The organism is Pseudomonas sp. NFACC04-2 (genome assembly GCF_900119265.1).
GTDB classification, from domain to species: Bacteria; Pseudomonadota; Gammaproteobacteria; order Pseudomonadales; family Pseudomonadaceae; genus Aquipseudomonas; species Aquipseudomonas fluorescens_AA.
Window position 1 is genome coordinate 24994 of record NZ_FPJC01000022.1, and the last position, 18150, is coordinate 43143.

Genomic DNA, 18150 nt, shown 5'->3' on the forward strand with positions numbered 1-18150 from the left:
CTGACATGGAGCGTCTGACACGCTTGATCGCGACGCTGACCCGTTGGGGGCTGGGGCTTTGCGCCCTGTTGCTGGTGTTGCTGGCGTTGTACGTCAGCCTCGGTCGCGAGCTGGTCCCGCTGGTGGCCGAATACCGCGCCGAGGTCGAGACCCGCGCGGGTGCCGCCTTGGGCATGCCGGTGCACATCGGCAGCCTCGACGGCAGTTGGGACGCGTTGGCGCCGATCCTGGCGGCGCGCGACGTGGTGGTCGGCGAGGGCCCCAACGCTTTGCATCTGGACCAGGTGCGGGCCGTGCCTGACCTGTGGGGCAGCCTGCTGGCGCGTCAGGTGCGCATCGCCCACCTGGAAGTCAGTGGCCTGAAGATCAGCCTCAAGGAAGGCGCCGACGGCAAGTGGGCTTTGGAAGGCCTGCCGGTGAAGGACGAGCAGCCCCTCGATCCACAGCAACTGCTCGAACGCATGCAAGTGGTCTCCAAGCTCTCGGTGCTCGATAGCCAGGTGACCTTGCAACCCGTCGAGCAACAGCCGCTGACCCTGACTTACGTCGGCTTGAGCCTGCGTACCGGCGCCACCCGCCAGCGCCTGGACGCACGCCTGACCCTGCCTGACGGGCAGCCGGTGGCGATCAACCTGCGCACCCGCCTGCGTGCCAGCGACTGGAAGAACGGCCAGGCCGATGCCTATTTGAGCCTGCCGCAAAGCGACTGGTCCAAATGGCTGCCGAAACGCCTGACCCAGCAATGGAATTTCTCCCGGATCCAGGCCGGCGGTGAGTTCTGGCTCAGTTGGGGCGAGGGCACGGTGCAAAGCGCGGCCATGCGCCTGAACGCGCCGCAACTCCAGGGCGCCTATGGCGAACGCAAGCCGGTACAGATCCACAACTTGGCCCTTAACGCTTATTTCCAGCGCGGTAGCCAAGGGTTCACCGCGACCTTCGATTCCCTGGCGATGAACCTGGGCGAGACTCGCTGGGAATCGCACCTGCAACTGCAACAAACCGCCGCCACCGAGCAGGCCGAGGAGCGTTGGCACCTGCAGGCCGACCGCCTCGACCTGACCCCGCTCACGCCGTTGCTCAATGCCCTGGCACCGTTGCCTGAAGGCCTGGCCACGACGATTGATCGGCTCAAGGTGACCGGTGGCCTGCGCAACGTGCTACTGGACTACCGGCCGCAGAACACCGGTGACCAGAAAGTCAGCTTCGCCACCAACCTGGACACCGTCGGCTTTGATGCCTATCGCGGCGCTCCGGCGGCGCGCAACGTCTCCGGGAGCCTGAGCGGCGACCTGGGCGGCGGCGAGTTGCGCATGGACAGCAAGGATTTTTCCCTGCACCTGGACCCGATCTTCGCCAAGCCCTGGCAGTACTTGCAGGCCAATGCCCGGCTGACCTGGAAGCTCGATAAGCAAAGCTTCACCCTGATCGCGCCATACCTGAAGGTGTTGGGCGAGGAAGGCCGGATTGCCGGCGACTTCCTGATTCGCCTGCATTTGGACCACAGCCAGGAAGACTACATGGACCTGCGGGTCGGCCTGGTGGACGGTGACGGGCGCTACACCGCCAAGTACTTGCCGGCGGTCCTCAGTCCGGCGCTGGATGAGTGGCTGCGCACGGCCATCGTCAAGGGCGCGGTGGACGAAGGCTTTTTCCAGTATCAAGGCTCGCTCAATCACGGTGCCGGGGACGCGGCGCGCAGCATCAGCCTGTTTTTCAAGGTGCATGACGCCGAACTGGCGTTCCAGCCGGGCTGGCCTTCGGTCAGCAAGGTCAGTGGCGATGTCTTCGTCGAAGACAGCGGCGTGCGCATCTATGCCAGCCAGGGGCAGTTGCTCGATACCCAGGTCAAGGATGTTTCGGTGAACATTCCCCATGTACCGACCGGCCAGAGCTCTCATCTGCTGCTGGACGGCGGGTTCACCGGTGGGCTGGGCGACGGTTTGAAAATCCTCCAGACCGCACCGATCGGGACCGCCGAGACGTTCGCCGGCTGGGAAGGCGAGGGCGACCTGAAAGGCAGCGTGAAGCTGGATATCCCGCTGGTCAAAGGCGAGCAACCGAAGATCCTGGTGGACTTCGCCACCGACCAGGCTCGTCTCAAACTCAGCGAGCCGGCGCTAGAGCTGACCCAGCTCAAAGGCGATTTCCGCTTCGACAGCGACAAGGGCCTGAGTGGCAAGGGCATCAGCGCCCGGGCATTCGACCGGCCCGTGACCGCGCAGATTTTCGCCGAGGGCCGTGCCGGTGCGCTCAACACGCGGGTCGCCGCGTCCGGACAGGTGGAGATCAAGAAACTCACCAGTTGGCTGAACGTCACCCAACCGTTGCCGGTATCGGGCGTCGTACCCTACCAGTTGCAAGTGATCCTCGACGGCGCCGACAGCCAACTGTCGGTCAGCTCCAGCCTCAAGGGCGTGGCCGTCGACCTGCCGGCCCCCTTCGGCATGGCCGCCGATGTCGGGCGTGACACGGTGTTTCGCATGACCCTGCAGGGGCCGGAACGGCGGTATTGGGTCGATTATGGTGACCTGGCCAGCTTCACCTACGCCGCGCCGAGCGGGAAGGTCGCCGACGGTCGTGGAGAATTGCTTCTGGGCGTCGGCGATGCGGTGCTGCCTGGGGCCAAGGGGCTGCGACTGCGGGGCACGTTGTCGGAGCTGGACGTAAGTCCCTGGCAGGACCTGGTGAACAAGTATGCCGGCCAAGATCCGGGCGGCAGTGCCAAGCAACTGCTCAGCAGCGTCGATCTGACCGTCGGCAAGCTCACGGCCATGGGCACCACCCTGGACCAGGCGTCGGTGCAACTGGATCGCAAGCCGGACGCCTGGGCCTTGCGGCTTGGCAGCCAGCAGGCCAAGGGCAATGTCAACCTTCCGGACGCCAAGGCCGCCCCGATTGGCATCAAGCTTGACTACGTTCGCCTGCCGGCCACGGATCCGACGGTCCAGGCAGATGAAAACGCGCCGGACCCGTTGGTGTCGGTCGACCCCGGCAAGATCCCGGCGATGGATATCGCCATCGACCAATTGTTCCAAGGCCCTGACCTCATCGGCGCGTGGTCGTTGCAAGTGCGACCGACCGCCAAAGGCATCGCGCTGAACAACCTGGACATGGGCCTCAAGGGCATGGTGTTGAACGGCAGCGGCGGCTGGGAAGGTACGCCGGGCGCCACCAGCAGCTGGTACAAGGGACGGATCGGCGGCAAGAATCTGGGCGATGTGCTCAAGGGCTGGGGGTTCGCACCGAGCGTGACCAGCCAGGCATTCCGCCTGGATGTCGATGGTCGCTGGCCCGGTTCGCCGGCGTGGGTCGCCACCAAACGCTTCTCCGGCAGCCTCGACGCGTCGTTGACCAAGGGCCAGTTCGTCGAAGTCGAAGGCAGCGCCCAGGCGTTGCGGGTATTTGGCCTGCTGAACTTCAACTCCATCGGCCGACGCTTGCGCCTGGACTTCTCCGACCTGTTCGGCAAGGGCTTGAGCTACGACCGGGTCAAGGGGCTGCTGGTGGCGAGCGACGGGGTGTACGTGACCCGCGAACCCATTACCCTGACCGGGCCGTCGAGCAACCTGGAACTCAACGGTACGTTGGACATGGTGGCCGACCGCGTCGACGCCAAGCTGCTGGTGACGTTGCCGGTGACCAACAACCTGCCGATCGCCGCGCTGATCGTCGGTGCACCGGCGGTGGGCGGGGCGCTGTTTCTGATCGACAAACTGATCGGCGACCGCGTGGCGCGTTTTGCCAGCGTAAGATACGACGTCAAGGGGCCGTGGAAAGAGCCGAAGATCACTTTCGACAAACCGTTCTGACAAACGATGGATAACCCCCGTGGGAGCGAGCTTGCTCGCGATAGCGGTGTACCAGCCACATTTCCTTTGCTGATCTTGCGCTATCGCGAGCAAGCTCGCTCCCACAGGGGAATGATGCAAAAAATGAGGGAGACACCATGCCAGTCGCCGTGATTCAAATGGTCAGCCAAAGCGACGTGCTCGCCAACCTGGCCCGTGCCCGGGTGCTGCTGGAGCAGGCTGCCGCCGGCGGTGCGAGGCTGGCGGTGCTGCCGGAGAATTTCGCGGCGATGGGGCGACGGGACATTGCCGATATCGGCCGTGCCGAAGCCTTTGGTCAGGGACCGATCCTGCCGTGGTTGAAACAGGTCGCCCGTGACCTCAAGTTATGGATTGTGGCCGGCACGCTGCCGTTGCCGCCGGTGGACCAGCCCGAGGCCAGGTCCCATGCCTGTTCGTTGCTGGTCGACGACCAGGGCCAGATCGTGGCGCGCTACGACAAGCTGCATCTGTTCGATGTGGATGTGGCGGACAATCGCGGGCGCTACCGCGAGTCGGATGACTATGCTTATGGTGCCAACGTGGTGGTTGCCGATACCCCCGTCGGCCGGGTGGGCCTGACGGTTTGTTATGACTTGCGGTTCCCGGAGCTCTACAGCGAGCTGAGGGCGGCCGGGGCCGAGCTGATCACGGCACCGTCGGCGTTTACCGCGGTGACCGGCGCGGCCCATTGGGACGTGCTGATCCGCGCCCGGGCCATCGAGACCCAGTGCTACGTGCTGGCGGCCGCCCAGGGTGGCGTGCATCCGGGGCCTCGGGAAACCTTTGGCCATGCCGCGATTGTCGACCCGTGGGGCCGCGTGCTGGCACAACAGGATCAAGGCGAGGCCGTGCTGGTGGCCGAGCGCGACAGCAGCGAACAAGCGTCCATCCGGGCGCGCATGCCGGTGGCCAGCCATCGGCGCTTTTTCTCGCAGGGCGCTCGACAGCGGCCTGTCCAAGACGACGAATTCAAGGCGTAAAACATATGAGCGGGTTGTTATCCTCAGTCAGTGAACACCTTTTAGCCCCTGGCGGCGTGACGCTTGAAAGCCTGCAAGGCGTGCTGGGCGACCTGGCCGGCCCGGGCATCGATGCCGCCGACCTGTATTTCCAAGGTCAGATTTCCGAGTCCTGGTCGCTGGAAGACGGCATCGTCAAGGAAGGCAGCTTCAACCTCGACCAGGGTGTGGGCGTGCGTGCCCAGTCCGGGGAAAAGACCGGTTTTGCCTACAGCAACGCCATCACCCTCGAAGCCCTCGGCGCTGCGGCCCGTGCGGCCCGCTCGATCTCCCGCGCCGGGCAGAATGGCACGGTCCAGGCGTTCAGCAGCCAGGACGTGGCGCAACTCTATGCCCCGGACAACCCGCTGGAAGTCATGAGCCGCGCCGAGAAAGTCGAATTGCTCAAGCGCATTGACGTCGCCACCCGCGCCCTCGACCCGCGCATCCAGCAGGTGTCGGTCAGCATGGCCGGGGTCTGGGAGCGGATCCTGGTGGCTTCCACCGATGGCGGCCTGGCGGCGGACGTACGGCCGCTGGTGCGCTTCAACGTCAGTGTGATCGTCGAACAGAACGGTCGCCGTGAGCGCGGCGGCCATGGCGGCGGCGGGCGCACCGATTACCGTTATTTCCTCAGTGAAGACCGCGCCATGGGCTACGCCCGCGAAGCGTTGCGCCAGGCCCTGGTCAACCTGGAAGCCATCCCGGCCCCGGCGGGCACGTTACCGGTGGTGCTCGGCTCCGGCTGGTCCGGTGTGCTGCTGCACGAAGCGGTAGGCCATGGCCTGGAAGGCGACTTCAACCGCAAGGGCAGTTCGGCCTACAGCGGGCGCATGGGGGAAATGGTCGCTTCAAAACTCTGCACCATTGTCGATGACGGCACCCTGGCCGGACGTCGTGGCTCCCTCAGCGTCGACGATGAAGGCACGCCAACCGAATGCACCACGTTGATCGAAAACGGGGTGCTCAAGGGCTACATGCAGGACAAGCTCAACGCCCGGTTGATGGGCGTGGCCCGCACCGGCAACGGCCGTCGTGAGTCCTATGCGCACCTGCCGATGCCGCGCATGACCAACACCTACATGCTGGGTGGCCAAAGCGACCCGGCGGAAATCATCGCCTCGGTGAAAAAAGGCATCTATTGCGCCAACCTCGGCGGCGGCCAAGTGGACATCACCAGCGGCAAGTTCGTGTTCTCCACCAGCGAGGCCTACCTGATCGAAGACGGCAAGATCACCGCACCGGTCAAGGGTGCGACCCTGATCGGCAACGGGCCGGAGGCGATGAGCAAGGTGTCGATGGTCGGTAACGACCTGGCGCTGGACAGCGGGGTGGGCACATGCGGCAAGGACGGCCAATCGGTGCCGGTTGGCGTGGGTCAGCCGACCCTGAAGATCGATGCGATTACCGTGGGTGGCACGGGCGCATGAACATCTGTAGGGGCTTGCATGAATCATTGTGGCGAGGGAGCTTGCTCCCGCTCGGTTGCGCAGCGACCGCATTGGGGCTACTGCGTAGCCCAGCGGGAGCAAGCTCCCTCGCCACAGTAATTGCTACCCCAGCGAGGGATTGGTGAGCCAGTGGGTGATCAGCGCAAGCCGCGTTGAGTCTCGTCCAGCTCACGGATGTACTTGAAGATTTTACGGCTCGAGGCCGGTGGCTTGTTCTGCGCCAGTTCGTGCTGGGCCTGACGGATCAAGGAGCGCAATTGCTGGCGATCGGCCTCCGGGTAGTCGATGACGAATTTTTCCAGCACGCCGTCGTCGCCTGCGATCAAGCGATCGCGCCAGCGCTCCAGGTTGTGGAAGCGTTCGTTGTACTGCCGGGTGGAGGCATCGAGTTGATCGAGCAGCACCAGGATGGCGTCAGTGTCCTGATCGCGCATCAGTTTGCCGATGAATTGCAGGTGCCGTTTACGCGCGATGTGCGCGGTGTGCTTGGGCGCATCGGCCAGGGCCCGACGCAAGGCGTCGGTCAAAGGCAGTTTGGCCAGCAAGTCAGGCTTGAGTGTTGTCAGGCGCTCGCCGAGGTCAACCAGAGCATGCAGCTCGCGTTTGACCTGGGATTTGCTTTTTTCACCCTCGTAGAGGGAGTCGTCGTAAGAATCAACCATGGTGGCAGTCCGCAAAGAAACGCCGCCATGATAACCAGTCGGGGGCCGCTTGTCCGGCCCGGTCGCTCGATGGCCATCACCGAAAACAGAATTTGAGTGGAGAACACCATGAGTGCAGTTCAAAGCGTCGGCCCGCAAGCATTGCCGGCACTGCAGGAACAAGTCGAGCAGATCCTCGCCGAGGCCAAGCGACAAGGCGCCAGCGCGTGCGAGGTGGCGGTGTCCCTGGAACAGGGGCTGTCGACGTCGGTACGCCAGCGCGAGGTGGAAACCGTCGAATTCAATCGCGACCAGGGCTTTGGCATCACCTTGTACGTGGGCCAGCGCAAAGGCTCGGCCAGCACGTCGGCCAGCGGCCCGGACGCTATTCGTGAAACCGTCGCCGCGGCACTGGCGATTGCCCAGCACACCTCCGAAGACGAAGCCTCGGGCCTGGCCGATGCCGCGCTGATGTGCAAGGAGTTGCGAGACTTCGACCTGTTTCACGCCTGGGACATCGCCCCTGAACAGGCCATCGAACAGGCACTGCGTTGCGAAGCGGCGGCGTTCGATGCCGACTCGCGAATCAAGAATGCCGACGGTACGACGCTCAATACCCACCAGGGCTGTCGCGTCTACGGCAACAGCCACGGTTTCATCGGCGGTTATGCATCGACCCGCCACAGCCTCAGTTGCGTCATGATCGCCGAAGCCAACGGCCAGATGCAGCGTGATTACTGGTACGACGTCAACCGCCAGGGCACCTTGCTGGCGGACCCGGTGAGCATCGGCCAGAAAGCCGCGCAACGGGCGGCCAGCCGCCTGGGTGCACGGCCAGTGCCGACCTGCGAAGTGCCAGTGCTGTTTTCTGCCGAGCTGGCCGGTGGCCTGTTCGGCAGCTTCCTGTCGGCGGTGTCCGGCGGCAACCTGTATCGCAAGTCGTCATTCCTCGAAGGCGCGCTGGGCCAGAAACTGTTCCCGGAATGGATGACCATCGACGAGCGTCCGCACCTGATGCAGGCCATGGGCAGCTCCGCGTTCGACGGCGATGGCCTGGCCACCTACGCCAAGCCATTCGTGGAAAAGGGCGAGCTGGTGTCCTACATCCTCGGCACCTATTCGGGACGCAAACTCGGCATGCCGAGCACCGCCAATGCCGGTGGCGTACATAACCTGTTCGTGACCCATGGCGAAGAAGACCAGGCCGCTTTGCTGCGGCGCATGGGCCGGGGCCTGCTGGTGACGGAACTGATGGGCCATGGCCTGAACATGGTCACCGGTGACTATTCCCGTGGCGCGGCGGGTTTCTGGGTCGAGAACGGCGAGATCCAGTTCCCGGTCCAGGAAGTCACCATCGCCGGGAACATGCGCGACATGTTCAAGCAGATCGTGGCCGTGGGGAATGACCTGGAACTGCGCAGCAACATCCGCACCGGCTCGGTGCTGATCGAGCGGATGACGGTGGCGGGTAGCTGACCTTCAATCGCAGAAAAAAGGCGCGTCATCCATGGGATGACGCGCTTTTTTTTTATGTTCGCAGACCTCTGTGGCGAGGGAGCTTGCTCCCGCTCGGCTGCGCAGCAGCCGCAAAAATCTCAACAGCAGCGAAAGCATGAAGGCCCTGATAGACAGGGTCTGCTTCGCAGATCAGCGGGAGCAAGCTCCCTCGCCACGATGAATTTTGTACCGACTTACAGTTGTGTTGCTTCTTATTATCATCTAATAATGAATCTCATTCGCCGAGTGTGAGCCCCGGTCATGAGTTCTGCCCTGCACGAACAACCCTACCTTGAAAGCTGGCGCTGGATGAGCCGCCAGATCCGTTGCGCGATGAATCCGGACGAGCCGCGGCTGATCGAGCACTACCTGGCCGAGGGCCGCTACCTGGCCTGTTGCACCGCCACCTCGCCGTGGATGATCTCCGAAACCGCCTTCCGCCTGCTGCTCGACACCGCCTCGGATGTCGCGCTGCCCTGGCATTGGCGCAGCCTCTGCCTCGACCAGGCCTGGCGCCCTCTGCGTGACATCGAACGCCAATCACTGTGCCGCTGCCGCCTCAAGCGCTGGCAGAGCCATGCCTGGGCGCTGGCGACCTGCGCCTTGGCGCCCTCGATTCCCCTTATTGAACTGGTGCAAGGATCTCCCGATGAGTAATACCCGTATCGAACGCGACAGCATGGGTGAGCTGCACGTCCCGGTGGATGCGCTCTATGGCGCCCAGACCCAGCGTGCCGTGGATAACTTCCCAGTCAGCGGCCAGCGCATGCCAGCGCCATTCATTCGCGCCCTGATCCTGGCCAAGGCTGCGGCCGCCCGGGCCAACGTGGAGCTGGAACAGATCAGCGCGGCCCAGGGCAAGGCCATCGTCGATGCCGCCCTGGGGCTGCTCGAAGGCCGTTTCATGGATCATTTTCCGGTGGATATCTTCCAGACCGGCTCCGGCACCAGCTCCAACATGAACGCCAACGAAGTGATCGCCACCCTCGCCAGCGGCCTGCTGGGAGAAGCGGTCAACCCGAACGATCATGTCAACTGCGGCCAGAGCAGCAACGACATCATCCCCACCAGCATTCATGTCAGTGCCGCGCTGGCCTTGCATGAGCAACTGCTGCCGGCGTTGTTGCACCTGGTGCAGGTGATCGAGCGCAAGGCCGAAGAAGTCCACCCGTTCATCAAGACGGGCCGCACCCACCTGATGGACGCCATGCCGGTGCGCCTGAGCCAGGTGCTCGACGGTTGGGCGCAACAGCTCAGGGCCAATATCGGCCACTTGCAGGACCTGCTGCCGAGCTTGCAATCCTTGGCCCAGGGCGGTACGGCGGTCGGCACTGGGGTCAATGCTCATCCACGCTTCGCCGAGTTGTTCAGCCAACAACTGACGCAATTGACCCACGTGCAATTCACCCCGGGCAAGAATCTGTTCGCGCTGATCGGCTCCCAGGACACCGCCGTGGCGGTTTCCGGGCAGCTCAAGACCACGGCCGTGTCGCTGATGAAAATCGCCAACGACCTGCGCTGGATGAATTCCGGGCCGCTGGCCGGCCTGGGCGAGATCGAACTCGAAGGCCTGCAGCCTGGCTCCTCGATCATGCCCGGCAAGGTCAACCCGGTCATTCCTGAAGCCACCGCGATGGTCGCCGCCCAGGTGATCGGTAACGACACGGCGATCACCATTGCCGGTCAATCGGGCAATTTCGAATTGAACGTGATGTTGCCGATCATCGCCCAGAACCTGCTGAGCAGCATCGCCCTGATGTCCACCGCCAGCCGCTTGCTCGCGGACAAAGCCATCGCCACGTTCAAGGTCAACGAAGCCAGGCTCAAGGAAGCGTTGTCGCGCAACCCGATCCTGGTGACCGCGCTGAATCCGATCATCGGTTACCAGAAGGCCGCTGAAATCGCCAAGAAGGCTTATCAGCAAGGCCGACCGGTCATTGATGTCGCCTTGGAACACACCGACCTGTCTCGCAGCGAACTCGAAGTCCTGCTGGACCCGGAGAAGCTCACCGCCGGCGGCGTGTAACCCCGACACCTGTGTGGAGGACTCACCATGGAACACTGGAAACGTACGATCGAACGGGCCAATCGCTGTTTCATGCTGGGCGAGCTGGTGGATGCCCGCGAAGCCTACTTGCAAGCCCTGGCGCTGGCCCAAGTGTTGTTCGAGCGCTGGGCGGATGCCGACGAGGCGGTCGCTGCTTGCGTCGTCTCCCATCACAACCTGGCGGACCTGCACTTGCGCCTGAACCAGCCGGAGGAGAGCGCCGAATACTTGTGTGCGATCCATCAACGGTTGTTGCAGACGATGCAGGACGAACGCCTGGCACCGGCCCTGCGCGCCGCCGCTCAGCGCCAGAGCCACAAGACCTACGTCGAACTGCTGAATTTCATCAGCGAGCACGGTGAGTACCCACGCACCCAGCGCCTGCTGCATTGCAATGCCGCTACGCCCCGGCAGCGCAATGCCCCTCTTCATTATGGAGTCCATTGAACATGGCTTTTACCTTGCCTGCATTGCCCTACGCCTACGACGCCCTGGAACCGCACATCGATGCGCAAACCATGGAGATCCACTACACCAAGCACCACCAGACCTACATCAATAACCTCAACGCGGCGGTGGACGGCACCGAGTACGCCGGGTGGCCTGTCGAAAAACTGGTGTCCAGCGTGGAGCAGTTGCCGCCCAGCCTGAAGGCTGCGGTGATCAACCAGGGCGGTGGCCATGCCAATCATTCGTTGTTCTGGGAAGTCATGACGCCCCAGGGCGGCGGCCTGCCCGAGGGTGACCTGGCGGCGGCGATCGATGCGCAACTGGGTGGTATCGAGCGTTTCAAGGAAGCTTTCACCAAAGCCGCACTGACCCGTTTCGGCAGCGGCTGGGCCTGGTTGAGCGTGACCCCGCAAAAGACCCTGGTGGTGGAGAGCAGCGGCAACCAGGACAGTCCGCTGATGAATGGCAACACGCCGATTCTTGGCCTGGACGTCTGGGAGCATGCCTATTACCTGCGCTACCAGAACCGTCGTCCAGAATACATCAGCGCCTTCTACAACGTGATCAATTGGCCTGAAGTCGCCCGACGCTATCAAGCGGCGCTGGCGTCGAGTCCTTCATGAACACCCTCCAAGGTTGACTATGGATACTCAAACACTGGCGATTGGAAGTGGACGGATGTTCCGCTATGCCTTGGGGTCATTGCTGCTGTTGGCCGGGATGACGTTGTTGGCGGCCCAGGGCCTGGCGTGGCTGGACCTGGAGCCCAGGTTGTTGCGAGCCCTTCAGGGCGGCGGACTTTGTGCCTTGGGCACCGCGCTGGGGGCGGTGCCGGTGCTGGTCATCCGGCGCATGCCCCAGGCCATGAGCGATTCGCTGTTGGGCTTCGGTGCCGGGGTGATGCTCGCTGCCACGGCGTTTTCGCTGATCGTGCCGGGCATTGCCGCGGCCGAGCAGTTGGGATTCACGCCTTGGGCGGCCAGCGGCCTTATCTGCTTTGGCATTCTGTCGGGGGCATTCGGGCTGTACCTGGTGGACCGCAGGGTTTCGGCCAGCCCCGAAAGGCTGATGGCGGCGCCGGGACGTCCGATCATTGCGCCGCGGATCTGGTTGTTCGTATTCGCCATCATCGCCCACAACATTCCAGAAGGCATGGCGGTGGGCGTGTCGGCGGGCGGCGGCATGCCGGATGCCGACAGCCTGGCGATGGGCATCGCCTTGCAGGATGTCCCCGAAGGGCTGGTGATCGCGCTGGTGCTGGCCACGGCGGGCATGTCGCGGGTCAAGGCATTTCTGATTGGCGCGGCGTCAGGGCTGGTCGAACCCGTGTTCGCGCTGCTGTGCGCCTGGTTGGTGAGCCTGGCCGAGATGCTCTTGCCCCTGGGCCTGGCGTTGGCGGCTGGGGCGATGCTGCTGGTGGTGACCCACGAGGTCATTCCCGAATCCCGCCGCAATGGTCACGAGAAACTGGCGAGCCTGGGGTTGTTGGTGGGGTTTTGTCTGATGATGGTGCTGGATACGGCGTTGGCGTGATGCAGGTCTGGGGGGAGTGGACTTGTGAAACGGGGCTTTTGTGGCGAGGGAGCTTGCTCCCGCTGTGCTGCGAAGCAGCACCATGTTTCATCACGGAGATGCGGCGCATGGCGGTTTACGACTGCTTCGCAGCCGAGCGGGAGCAAGCTCCCTCGCCACAAAAGCCAGCTCTGTCAGCCCAACAAGCTCGCCTGGCTTGGGCCGTTATTCGCCTTCGTCGAAGTAGTTGTTGATGAGCGCCACCAGCGCATCCATCGCTTCCTGCGCCTGCTCCCCTTCGGTGCTCAGGTGAATCTTGGTGCCCTTGCCGGCGGCGAGCATCATCATCGCCATGATGCTTTTACCGTCGACCGTAGTCTCGGGCGTACGTCCGACCCTGATCGTGGTATCCGGAAACTTCCCCGCCACACCTACAAATTTCGCCGACGCTCGGGCATGCAAACCCAGCTTGTTGATGATTTCAATTTCCTGAGCAGGCATCGCGGTGTGAATCCTTTAGCTGAGGTCGCGGTGGCGAACCTGGACATTCTTCAGGGATTGTTGCAGGAGCTGACCCAGGCGTTCGGTCAGGTAGACGGAGCGGTGGTGGCCGCCGGTACAGCCGATGGCGATCGTGACATAGGCGCGGTTGCTCGCGGCAAAGCGGGGTAGCCATTTGAGCAGGTAGCTGGAGATGTCCTGGTACATTTCCTCGACGTCCGGCTGTGCGGCCAGGTAGTCGATCACCGGTTGATCAAGCCCGGACTGCTCGCGCAATTCCGGTTTCCAATAGGGGTTGGGCAGGCAACGGACATCGAACACCAGGTCGGCGTCTACCGGCATGCCACGCTTGAAGCCGAACGACTCCACCAGGAACGCCGTGCCCGGCTCCGGTTGGTTCAGCAGGCGCAGCTTGATGGTGTCGCGCAACTGATACAGGTTCAGGTGCGTGGTGTTGACCTTCAGGTCCGCCAGGTCGGCGATCGGCCCCAACAGCTGGCTTTCATCCTCGATGGCTTCGGCCAGGGAGCGGTTGGCGTTGCTCAGCGGGTGACGCCGGCGGGTTTCGGAAAAACGCTTGAGCAGCGTCTCCTCATCGGCGTCCAGGTACAACACATCGCATTGAATATGCCGGCTGCGTACTTCCTCGAGCAGCTCAGGGAAGCGCGACAGGTGGCTCGGCAGGTTGCGCGCATCGATGGACACCGCCACCAGCGGCTGCGCCAGCTCGGTGTGGATCAGGGCGCGCTCGGCCAATTCCGGCAGAAGGCCGGCGGGCAGGTTGTCGATGCAATAGTAGCCGCTGTCCTCAAGCACGTTGAGGGCCGTGCTTTTACCGGAGCCGGAGCGGCCACTGACGATGATCATGCGCATGTTTAATGACCGTTCTGCTCGTCCAGGACCACCTGGTACAGAGCTTCGTTACTTGGCGCGCTGCGCAGTTTTTCGCGCACTTCCTTGCGGTCCAGCATGCTGGCGATCTGGCGCAGCAGCTCGAGGTGCGCATCGGTCGCCGCTTCCGGAACCAGCAATACGAACAGCAGGTCGACCGGGGCGCCGTCGATGGCGTCGAAATCTATGGGGGCTTCAAGGTGCAACAGTGCGCTGATGGGCGCGGTACAACCCTTGAGGCGGCAATGGGGAATGGCGATGCCGTTGCCAAAACCGGTGGAACCGAGTTTTTCACGGGCAACCAGTGCCTCGAAGACGTCCTGCATTCCCAGATCCGGCACCTCGCGGTGGATCAGGTTGGCAATGTGTTCGAGGGCTTTCTTTTTACTGCCGCCCGGCGCGTTCACTTGGGAACGGCCGGGGGTCAGGATGGTTTCTAGTCGGATCATGGATTGGGGGGGTTAACGACCGGTCGCGCCCTGGAGGAGGCTCTGGGTCTTTTCCTTATGCTTTTTGAGTTGGCGATCCAGCTTGTCGGTCAGCAGGTCAATCGCGGCATACATGTCTGTGTGCTCTGCGTTGGCGACCACTTCTCCGCCGGGGATATGCAGCGTGGCTTCGATTTTCTGCAGCAGCTTCTCGACGTTCATCGTGACTTGCACGTTGGTGATCTTGTCGAAATGCCTCTCCAACCGGTCGAGTTTTTCGCCGATGTAGGTGCGCAGGGGTTCGGTCACTTCCAGTTGGTGTCCACTGATGTTGACTTGCATACAGCTTCTCCTTCGTTGCCAGTGCATAAAGCGGCAGGCAGAAATGCCTGCCACTGGAACGCTGTGGCGTGGCCTGTTACATCAACCGCTTGCGTTCGCTCGAAGGCGCGATCCCGAGGGATTCGCGGTATTTGGCGACGGTACGGCGGGCCACCTGAATGCCTTGTGCCTCCAGTAAACCAGCGATCTTGCTGTCACTCAACGGCTTTTTCTGATTTTCCGCGGCCACCAGTTTTTTGATGATCGCGCGGATGGCCGTGGACGAGCATTCGCCGCCTTCGGAGGTGCTGACATGGCTGGAGAAAAAGTATTTCAATTCATAGATGCCCCGGGGGGTATGCATGAATTTCTGGGTGGTCACCCGGGAAATCGTCGACTCGTGCATGCCCACCGCCTCGGCAATGTCATGCAGGACCAACGGTTTCATCGCTTCGTCGCCGTACTCCAGGAAGCCGCGCTGATGCTCGACGATCTGGGTGGCCACCTTCATCAGGGTTTCGTTGCGGCTTTGCAGGCTCTTGATGAACCAGCGGGCTTCCTGCAACTGGTTGCGCATGAAGGTGTTGTCGGCGCTGGTGTCGGCGCGCTTGACGAAGCCGGCGTACTGGGCGTTGACCCGCAGCTTGGGCACCGACTCCTGGTTGAGCTCCACCAGCCAGCGATCGTTGTGCTTGCGCACGATCACGTCGGGCACCACGTACTCAGGCTCAGTGGATTCGATCTGCGAGCCGGGGCGCGGGTTGAGGCTCTGGACCAGCTCGATGACCTGGCGCAGCTCATCTTCCTTGAGCTTCATGCGACGCATCAACTGGCTGTAGTCGCGACCGCCCAGCAGGTCGATGTAATCGGTGACCAAACGCTTGGCTTCGGCCAGCCATGGCGTCTTGGCAGGCAACTGGCGCAGTTGCAGCAACAGGCACTCGCCCAGGTTGCGGGCGCCGATGCCGGCCGGTTCGAATTGCTGGATGCGATGGAGGACGGCTTCGATCTCGTCCAGCTCGATGTCGAGCTCGGGGTCGAAGGCTTCGAGGATTTCTTCGAGGGTCTCGTCCAGGTAGCCCTGGTTGTTGATGCAGTCGATCAGGGTTACCGCGATCAGGCGATCGGTGTCGGACATCGGCGCCAGGTTCAGTTGCCACAGCAGGTGGCTTTGCAGGCTTTCGCCGGCCGAGGTGCGGGTGGTGAAGTCCCACTCGTCGTCATCGCTGCTGGGCAGGTTGCTGGCGCTGGTCTGGTAGACATCTTCCCAGGCCGTGTCCACGGGCAGCTCGTTGGGGATGCGCTCGTTCCACTCGCCATCCTCGAGGTTATCCACCGTCGGGGCGGCTTCCTGGTAGGACGGTTCCGGGATCTCGGTGTTGGTCTTCTGCTCGACGTTGTCGGCCAGCGGGTCGGTGTTATCGAAGTCGTCGCCTTCTTCCTGGCGTTCGAGCATCGGATTGGACTCCAGGGCCTCCTGGATTTCCTGCTGCAGGTCCAGGGTCGACAATTGGAGCAGGCGGATGGCCTGTTGCAGCTGCGGTGTCATCGTCAGCTGCTGGCCCATTCTCAAGACTAGCGATGGTTTCATGGCAGGGGCTTAACACCTTATTCGCCGGCGCACATGCGCCATCCACTACAGGGCGCCAGAGCGCCAAACTTAAGCAAATTATATGCCTGAAACTGAAGTGTTTGCCTAGAGCGTCGCCATAATAAAATTAAACGACGCCCGGGCAATTCGCCAGACACGTGTGCTTACAGACGGAACTCATGGCCCAGGTACACTTCCTTGACCAGGTCGTTGGCCAGGATCGCGGCGGAGTCACCTTCGGCGATCAGTTGGCCGTCATTGACAATGTAGGCGGTTTCGCAGATATCCAAGGTCTCGCGCACGTTGTGGTCGGTGATCAGCACGCCGATGCCCTTGGCCTTGAGGTGATGGATGATCTGCTTGATGTCGCCCACCGAGATCGGGTCCACACCGGCGAACGGTTCGTCGAGCAGGATGAACTTCGGTGCGGTGGCCAGCGCGCGGGCGATTTCCACACGGCGCCGTTCGCCACCCGACAGGCTCATGCCCAGGTTGTCGCGAATGTGGCTGATGTGGAATTCCTGCAGAAGGCTTTCCAGTTCCTGGCGACGACCGGCCTTGTCGAGTTCCTTGCGGGTCTCGAGGATCGCCATGATGTTGTCGGCAACCGACAGTTTGCGGAAGATCGACGCTTCTTGCGGCAAATAGCCGATCCCGGCCTTCGCCCGGCCGTGCATCGGCTGGTGGCTGACATCCAGGTCGTCGATCAGCACGCGACCCTGATCGGCCTGGACCAGGCCGACGATCATATAGAAGCAGGTGGTCTTGCCCGCGCCATTGGGTCCGAGCAGACCGACGATCTGGCCGCTGTCGATGGACAGGCTGACATCACGCACGACTTGCCGGCCCTTGTAGCTCTTGGCCAAGTGCTGGGCTTTCAGAGTTGCCATTACTGGGCCTTCTGCTCGGTTTTCTTTTTAGGCTGGATCACCATATCGATCCGCGGACGCTGCTCGGTCACCTTGCTGCCGGTGGCGCGGCCGGCGCTGGCGAGTTTCTTGTTGGTGTCGTAGACGATTTTCTCGCCCTGGGTGACGTTGTTGTCCTTGTCGACGACCTTGGCGCGGTCGATCAGGACCACGCGATCCTGGGAGGCGTGGTATTGGATGGTCACCCCGTAGCCCTGTACTGGCTTGGTGTCGCCCGCAGTCTGCATCTGCTCGAAGTAAGCCAGATTGCCCACCGAGGTCACCACGTCGATGTCGCCGGACTGGGTGCGGGTGATGGTCACGGTGTTGCCGGTGACCTTCATCGAGCCCTGGGTGATGATCACGTCGCCTTTATAGGTGGCGACGCCATTCTTGTCGTCGAGTTGGGCGTCATCGGCCTGGATGCGGATCGGTTGGTTGCGATCGTCGGGAAGAGCCCAGGCGCTCGCGCTTCCCAGTGCTGCGCCCAGACTGAGCAAAATAGGGAGGGTTTTAGCGAGCTTCATACTGTCCTCTTACGTTCGATAGCAGGTGTATCCTGCTTTCCTTCAAATACGCTTTCATTCCCGTGCCGGTCGATACACCCCCGGCGCCGTCGATTCTAACGGGTTGCTCGGTCTGCGCATATTCTTGCTGTGGGAACACGGTCATGCGTGTGCTGGTGATGATGGTCGTGCGGTTTTTCTCGTCGGTTCGGGCGACGCGTACCGAGTCGATCAGTTCCACTTCAGTGCCGCCGGAATTGACTTCGGCGTGCTCGCTCTGCACGTGCCACGGGAATTCGGTGCCGCGGAACATGTTCAGGTCCGGCTTGGTGACCAGCGTAATGTCAGTGGCCTTTACGTGGTCAACCTTGTCGGCCGTCATCTCATATTGCACTTTGCCGTCGGGCAAGTACTGCAGGGTATGGGTGTTGGTCGCGTACCAGTCGATCCGTTCCTCGACCTGGGCCGCAGGCCGGTCGAGAAACCGTTCGGGGCTGATGTTCCAATAGCCCACCGCGGCGAAAATCGCCGCGATACAGGCAAACACCACAATGGTGCGAATCTTTTTGCTCAGCATA

At 62.5% G+C, this 18150-nt stretch carries 18 protein-coding genes; 9 read left to right on the forward strand and 9 right to left on the reverse strand.

What is annotated here, in order from left to right; genetic code table 11:
• Positions 1 to 5: 5 nt before the first annotated feature.
• The 3 genes from BT125_RS23435 to tldD all read left to right on the forward strand — a co-directional run bounded on the left by BT125_RS23435 (position 6) and on the right by tldD (position 6258).
• Positions 6 to 3809, forward strand: coding sequence for a YhdP family protein (locus tag BT125_RS23435; protein ID WP_072410855.1), 3804 nt, complete (start codon positions 6 to 8; stop codon positions 3807 to 3809).
• Positions 3810 to 3946: 137 nt separating this feature from the next.
• The gene (locus BT125_RS23440) at positions 3947 to 4810 is read left to right on the forward strand and encodes a carbon-nitrogen hydrolase family protein (protein WP_060739167.1); all 864 of its coding nucleotides are present in this window, start codon (positions 3947 to 3949) and stop codon (positions 4808 to 4810) included.
• 5 nt (positions 4811 to 4815) lie between these two features.
• Positions 4816 to 6258, forward strand: coding sequence for a metalloprotease TldD (gene tldD / locus BT125_RS23445; RefSeq protein ID WP_003197828.1), 1443 nt, complete (start codon positions 4816 to 4818; stop codon positions 6256 to 6258).
• Between the two features lie 158 nt (positions 6259 to 6416).
• Here the strand turns inward: tldD and yjgA are convergent, their stop codons facing one another.
• Positions 6417 to 6941 carry a ribosome biogenesis factor YjgA gene (gene yjgA, locus BT125_RS23450; RefSeq protein WP_072410857.1) on the reverse strand — a complete coding sequence of 175 codons (525 nt, stop codon included), beginning with the start codon at positions 6939 to 6941 and terminating at the stop codon, positions 6417 to 6419.
• Between the two features lie 108 nt (positions 6942 to 7049).
• On the opposite strand from yjgA, the gene pmbA reads away from it, so the two are divergent.
• From pmbA to BT125_RS23480, 6 genes are all read left to right on the forward strand, one after another.
• Positions 7050 to 8396: a metalloprotease PmbA gene (pmbA, locus tag BT125_RS23455; RefSeq protein WP_072410859.1), complete on the forward strand. Its 1347-nt coding sequence runs from the start codon at positions 7050 to 7052 to the stop codon at positions 8394 to 8396.
• A gap of 282 nt (positions 8397 to 8678) precedes the next feature.
• The gene (locus tag BT125_RS23460; RefSeq protein WP_072410861.1) at positions 8679 to 9074 is read left to right on the forward strand and encodes a FagA protein; all 396 of its coding nucleotides are present in this window, start codon (positions 8679 to 8681) and stop codon (positions 9072 to 9074) included.
• Positions 9067 to 10443 carry a class II fumarate hydratase gene (locus BT125_RS23465; protein ID WP_072410863.1) on the forward strand — a complete coding sequence of 459 codons (1377 nt, stop codon included), beginning with the start codon at positions 9067 to 9069 and terminating at the stop codon, positions 10441 to 10443. Before BT125_RS23460 ends, BT125_RS23465 begins: the two co-directional genes overlap by 8 nt.
• Positions 10444 to 10470: 27 nt before the next feature.
• Positions 10471 to 10911 (forward strand): hypothetical protein, encoded by a 441-nt coding sequence (locus BT125_RS23470; RefSeq protein WP_072410865.1) that lies wholly within the window; start codon positions 10471 to 10473, stop codon positions 10909 to 10911.
• A gap of 2 nt (positions 10912 to 10913) precedes the next feature.
• Positions 10914 to 11537, forward strand: coding sequence for a superoxide dismutase (locus BT125_RS23475; RefSeq protein WP_072410867.1), 624 nt, complete (start codon positions 10914 to 10916; stop codon positions 11535 to 11537).
• Positions 11538 to 11556: 19 nt separating this feature from the next.
• Entirely contained in the window at positions 11557 to 12447 is an 891-nt protein-coding gene (locus BT125_RS23480) for a ZIP family metal transporter (RefSeq protein ID WP_072410868.1), read from the forward strand.
• Between the two features lie 204 nt (positions 12448 to 12651).
• On the opposite strand, the gene BT125_RS23485 is transcribed toward BT125_RS23480, so the two are convergent.
• The 8 genes from BT125_RS23485 to lptC form a co-directional block, all read right to left on the reverse strand.
• Positions 12652 to 12927: an HPr family phosphocarrier protein gene (locus BT125_RS23485; protein WP_072410870.1), complete on the reverse strand. Its 276-nt coding sequence runs from the start codon at positions 12925 to 12927 to the stop codon at positions 12652 to 12654.
• A 15-nt stretch (positions 12928 to 12942) separates the two neighbouring features.
• Entirely contained in the window at positions 12943 to 13800 is an 858-nt protein-coding gene (gene rapZ, locus BT125_RS23490) for an RNase adapter RapZ (RefSeq protein WP_018613998.1), read from the reverse strand.
• Positions 13801 to 13802: 2 nt separating this feature from the next.
• Entirely contained in the window at positions 13803 to 14267 is a 465-nt protein-coding gene (ptsN, locus tag BT125_RS23495; RefSeq protein ID WP_072410872.1) for a PTS IIA-like nitrogen regulatory protein PtsN, read from the reverse strand.
• A 12-nt stretch (positions 14268 to 14279) separates the two neighbouring features.
• Complete coding sequence (gene hpf / locus BT125_RS23500) at positions 14280 to 14588, reverse strand: ribosome hibernation-promoting factor, HPF/YfiA family (RefSeq protein WP_003178005.1); 309 nt, start codon at positions 14586 to 14588, stop codon at positions 14280 to 14282.
• Between the two features lie 76 nt (positions 14589 to 14664).
• A complete protein-coding gene (locus tag BT125_RS23505) occupies positions 14665 to 16158 on the reverse strand; it encodes an RNA polymerase factor sigma-54 (protein ID WP_072410874.1) in 1494 nt (497 codons plus the stop codon).
• 164 nt (positions 16159 to 16322) lie between these two features.
• Positions 16323 to 17048, reverse strand: a complete 726-nt coding sequence (gene lptB, locus BT125_RS23510; RefSeq protein ID WP_072410876.1) for an LPS export ABC transporter ATP-binding protein — start codon at positions 17046 to 17048, stop codon at positions 16323 to 16325.
• A complete protein-coding gene (gene lptA / locus BT125_RS23515) occupies positions 17048 to 17593 on the reverse strand; it encodes a lipopolysaccharide transport periplasmic protein LptA (RefSeq protein WP_072410878.1) in 546 nt (181 codons plus the stop codon). The genes lptB and lptA overlap by 1 nt, the downstream gene beginning before the upstream one ends.
• The gene (gene lptC, locus BT125_RS23520; protein ID WP_072410880.1) at positions 17580 to 18149 is read right to left on the reverse strand and encodes an LPS export ABC transporter periplasmic protein LptC; all 570 of its coding nucleotides are present in this window, start codon (positions 18147 to 18149) and stop codon (positions 17580 to 17582) included. Before lptC ends, lptA begins: the two co-directional genes overlap by 14 nt.
• Between the last annotated feature and the right edge of the window lies 1 nt (position 18150).

Coding starts and splice junctions, on each gene's coding strand:
- BT125_RS23435 (WP_072410855.1), top strand. CDS start 6: ATGGAGCGTCTGACACGCTTGATCGCGACGCTGACCCGTTGGGGGCTG.
- BT125_RS23440 (WP_060739167.1), top strand. CDS start 3,947: ATGCCAGTCGCCGTGATTCAAATGGTCAGCCAAAGCGACGTGCTCGCC.
- tldD (WP_003197828.1), top strand. CDS start 4,816: ATGAGCGGGTTGTTATCCTCAGTCAGTGAACACCTTTTAGCCCCTGGC.
- yjgA (WP_072410857.1), bottom strand. CDS start 6,941: ATGGTTGATTCTTACGACGACTCCCTCTACGAGGGTGAAAAAAGCAAA.
- pmbA (WP_072410859.1), top strand. CDS start 7,050: ATGAGTGCAGTTCAAAGCGTCGGCCCGCAAGCATTGCCGGCACTGCAG.
- BT125_RS23460 (WP_072410861.1), top strand. CDS start 8,679: ATGAGTTCTGCCCTGCACGAACAACCCTACCTTGAAAGCTGGCGCTGG.
- BT125_RS23465 (WP_072410863.1), top strand. CDS start 9,067: ATGAGTAATACCCGTATCGAACGCGACAGCATGGGTGAGCTGCACGTC.
- BT125_RS23470 (WP_072410865.1), top strand. CDS start 10,471: ATGGAACACTGGAAACGTACGATCGAACGGGCCAATCGCTGTTTCATG.
- BT125_RS23475 (WP_072410867.1), top strand. CDS start 10,914: ATGGCTTTTACCTTGCCTGCATTGCCCTACGCCTACGACGCCCTGGAA.
- BT125_RS23480 (WP_072410868.1), top strand. CDS start 11,557: ATGGATACTCAAACACTGGCGATTGGAAGTGGACGGATGTTCCGCTAT.
- BT125_RS23485 (WP_072410870.1), bottom strand. CDS start 12,927: ATGCCTGCTCAGGAAATTGAAATCATCAACAAGCTGGGTTTGCATGCC.
- rapZ (WP_018613998.1), bottom strand. CDS start 13,800: ATGCGCATGATCATCGTCAGTGGCCGCTCCGGCTCCGGTAAAAGCACG.
- ptsN (WP_072410872.1), bottom strand. CDS start 14,267: ATGATCCGACTAGAAACCATCCTGACCCCCGGCCGTTCCCAAGTGAAC.
- hpf (WP_003178005.1), bottom strand. CDS start 14,588: ATGCAAGTCAACATCAGTGGACACCAACTGGAAGTGACCGAACCCCTG.
- BT125_RS23505 (WP_072410874.1), bottom strand. CDS start 16,158: ATGAAACCATCGCTAGTCTTGAGAATGGGCCAGCAGCTGACGATGACA.
- lptB (WP_072410876.1), bottom strand. CDS start 17,048: ATGGCAACTCTGAAAGCCCAGCACTTGGCCAAGAGCTACAAGGGCCGG.
- lptA (WP_072410878.1), bottom strand. CDS start 17,593: ATGAAGCTCGCTAAAACCCTCCCTATTTTGCTCAGTCTGGGCGCAGCA.
- lptC (WP_072410880.1), bottom strand. CDS start 18,149: ATGCTGAGCAAAAAGATTCGCACCATTGTGGTGTTTGCCTGTATCGCG.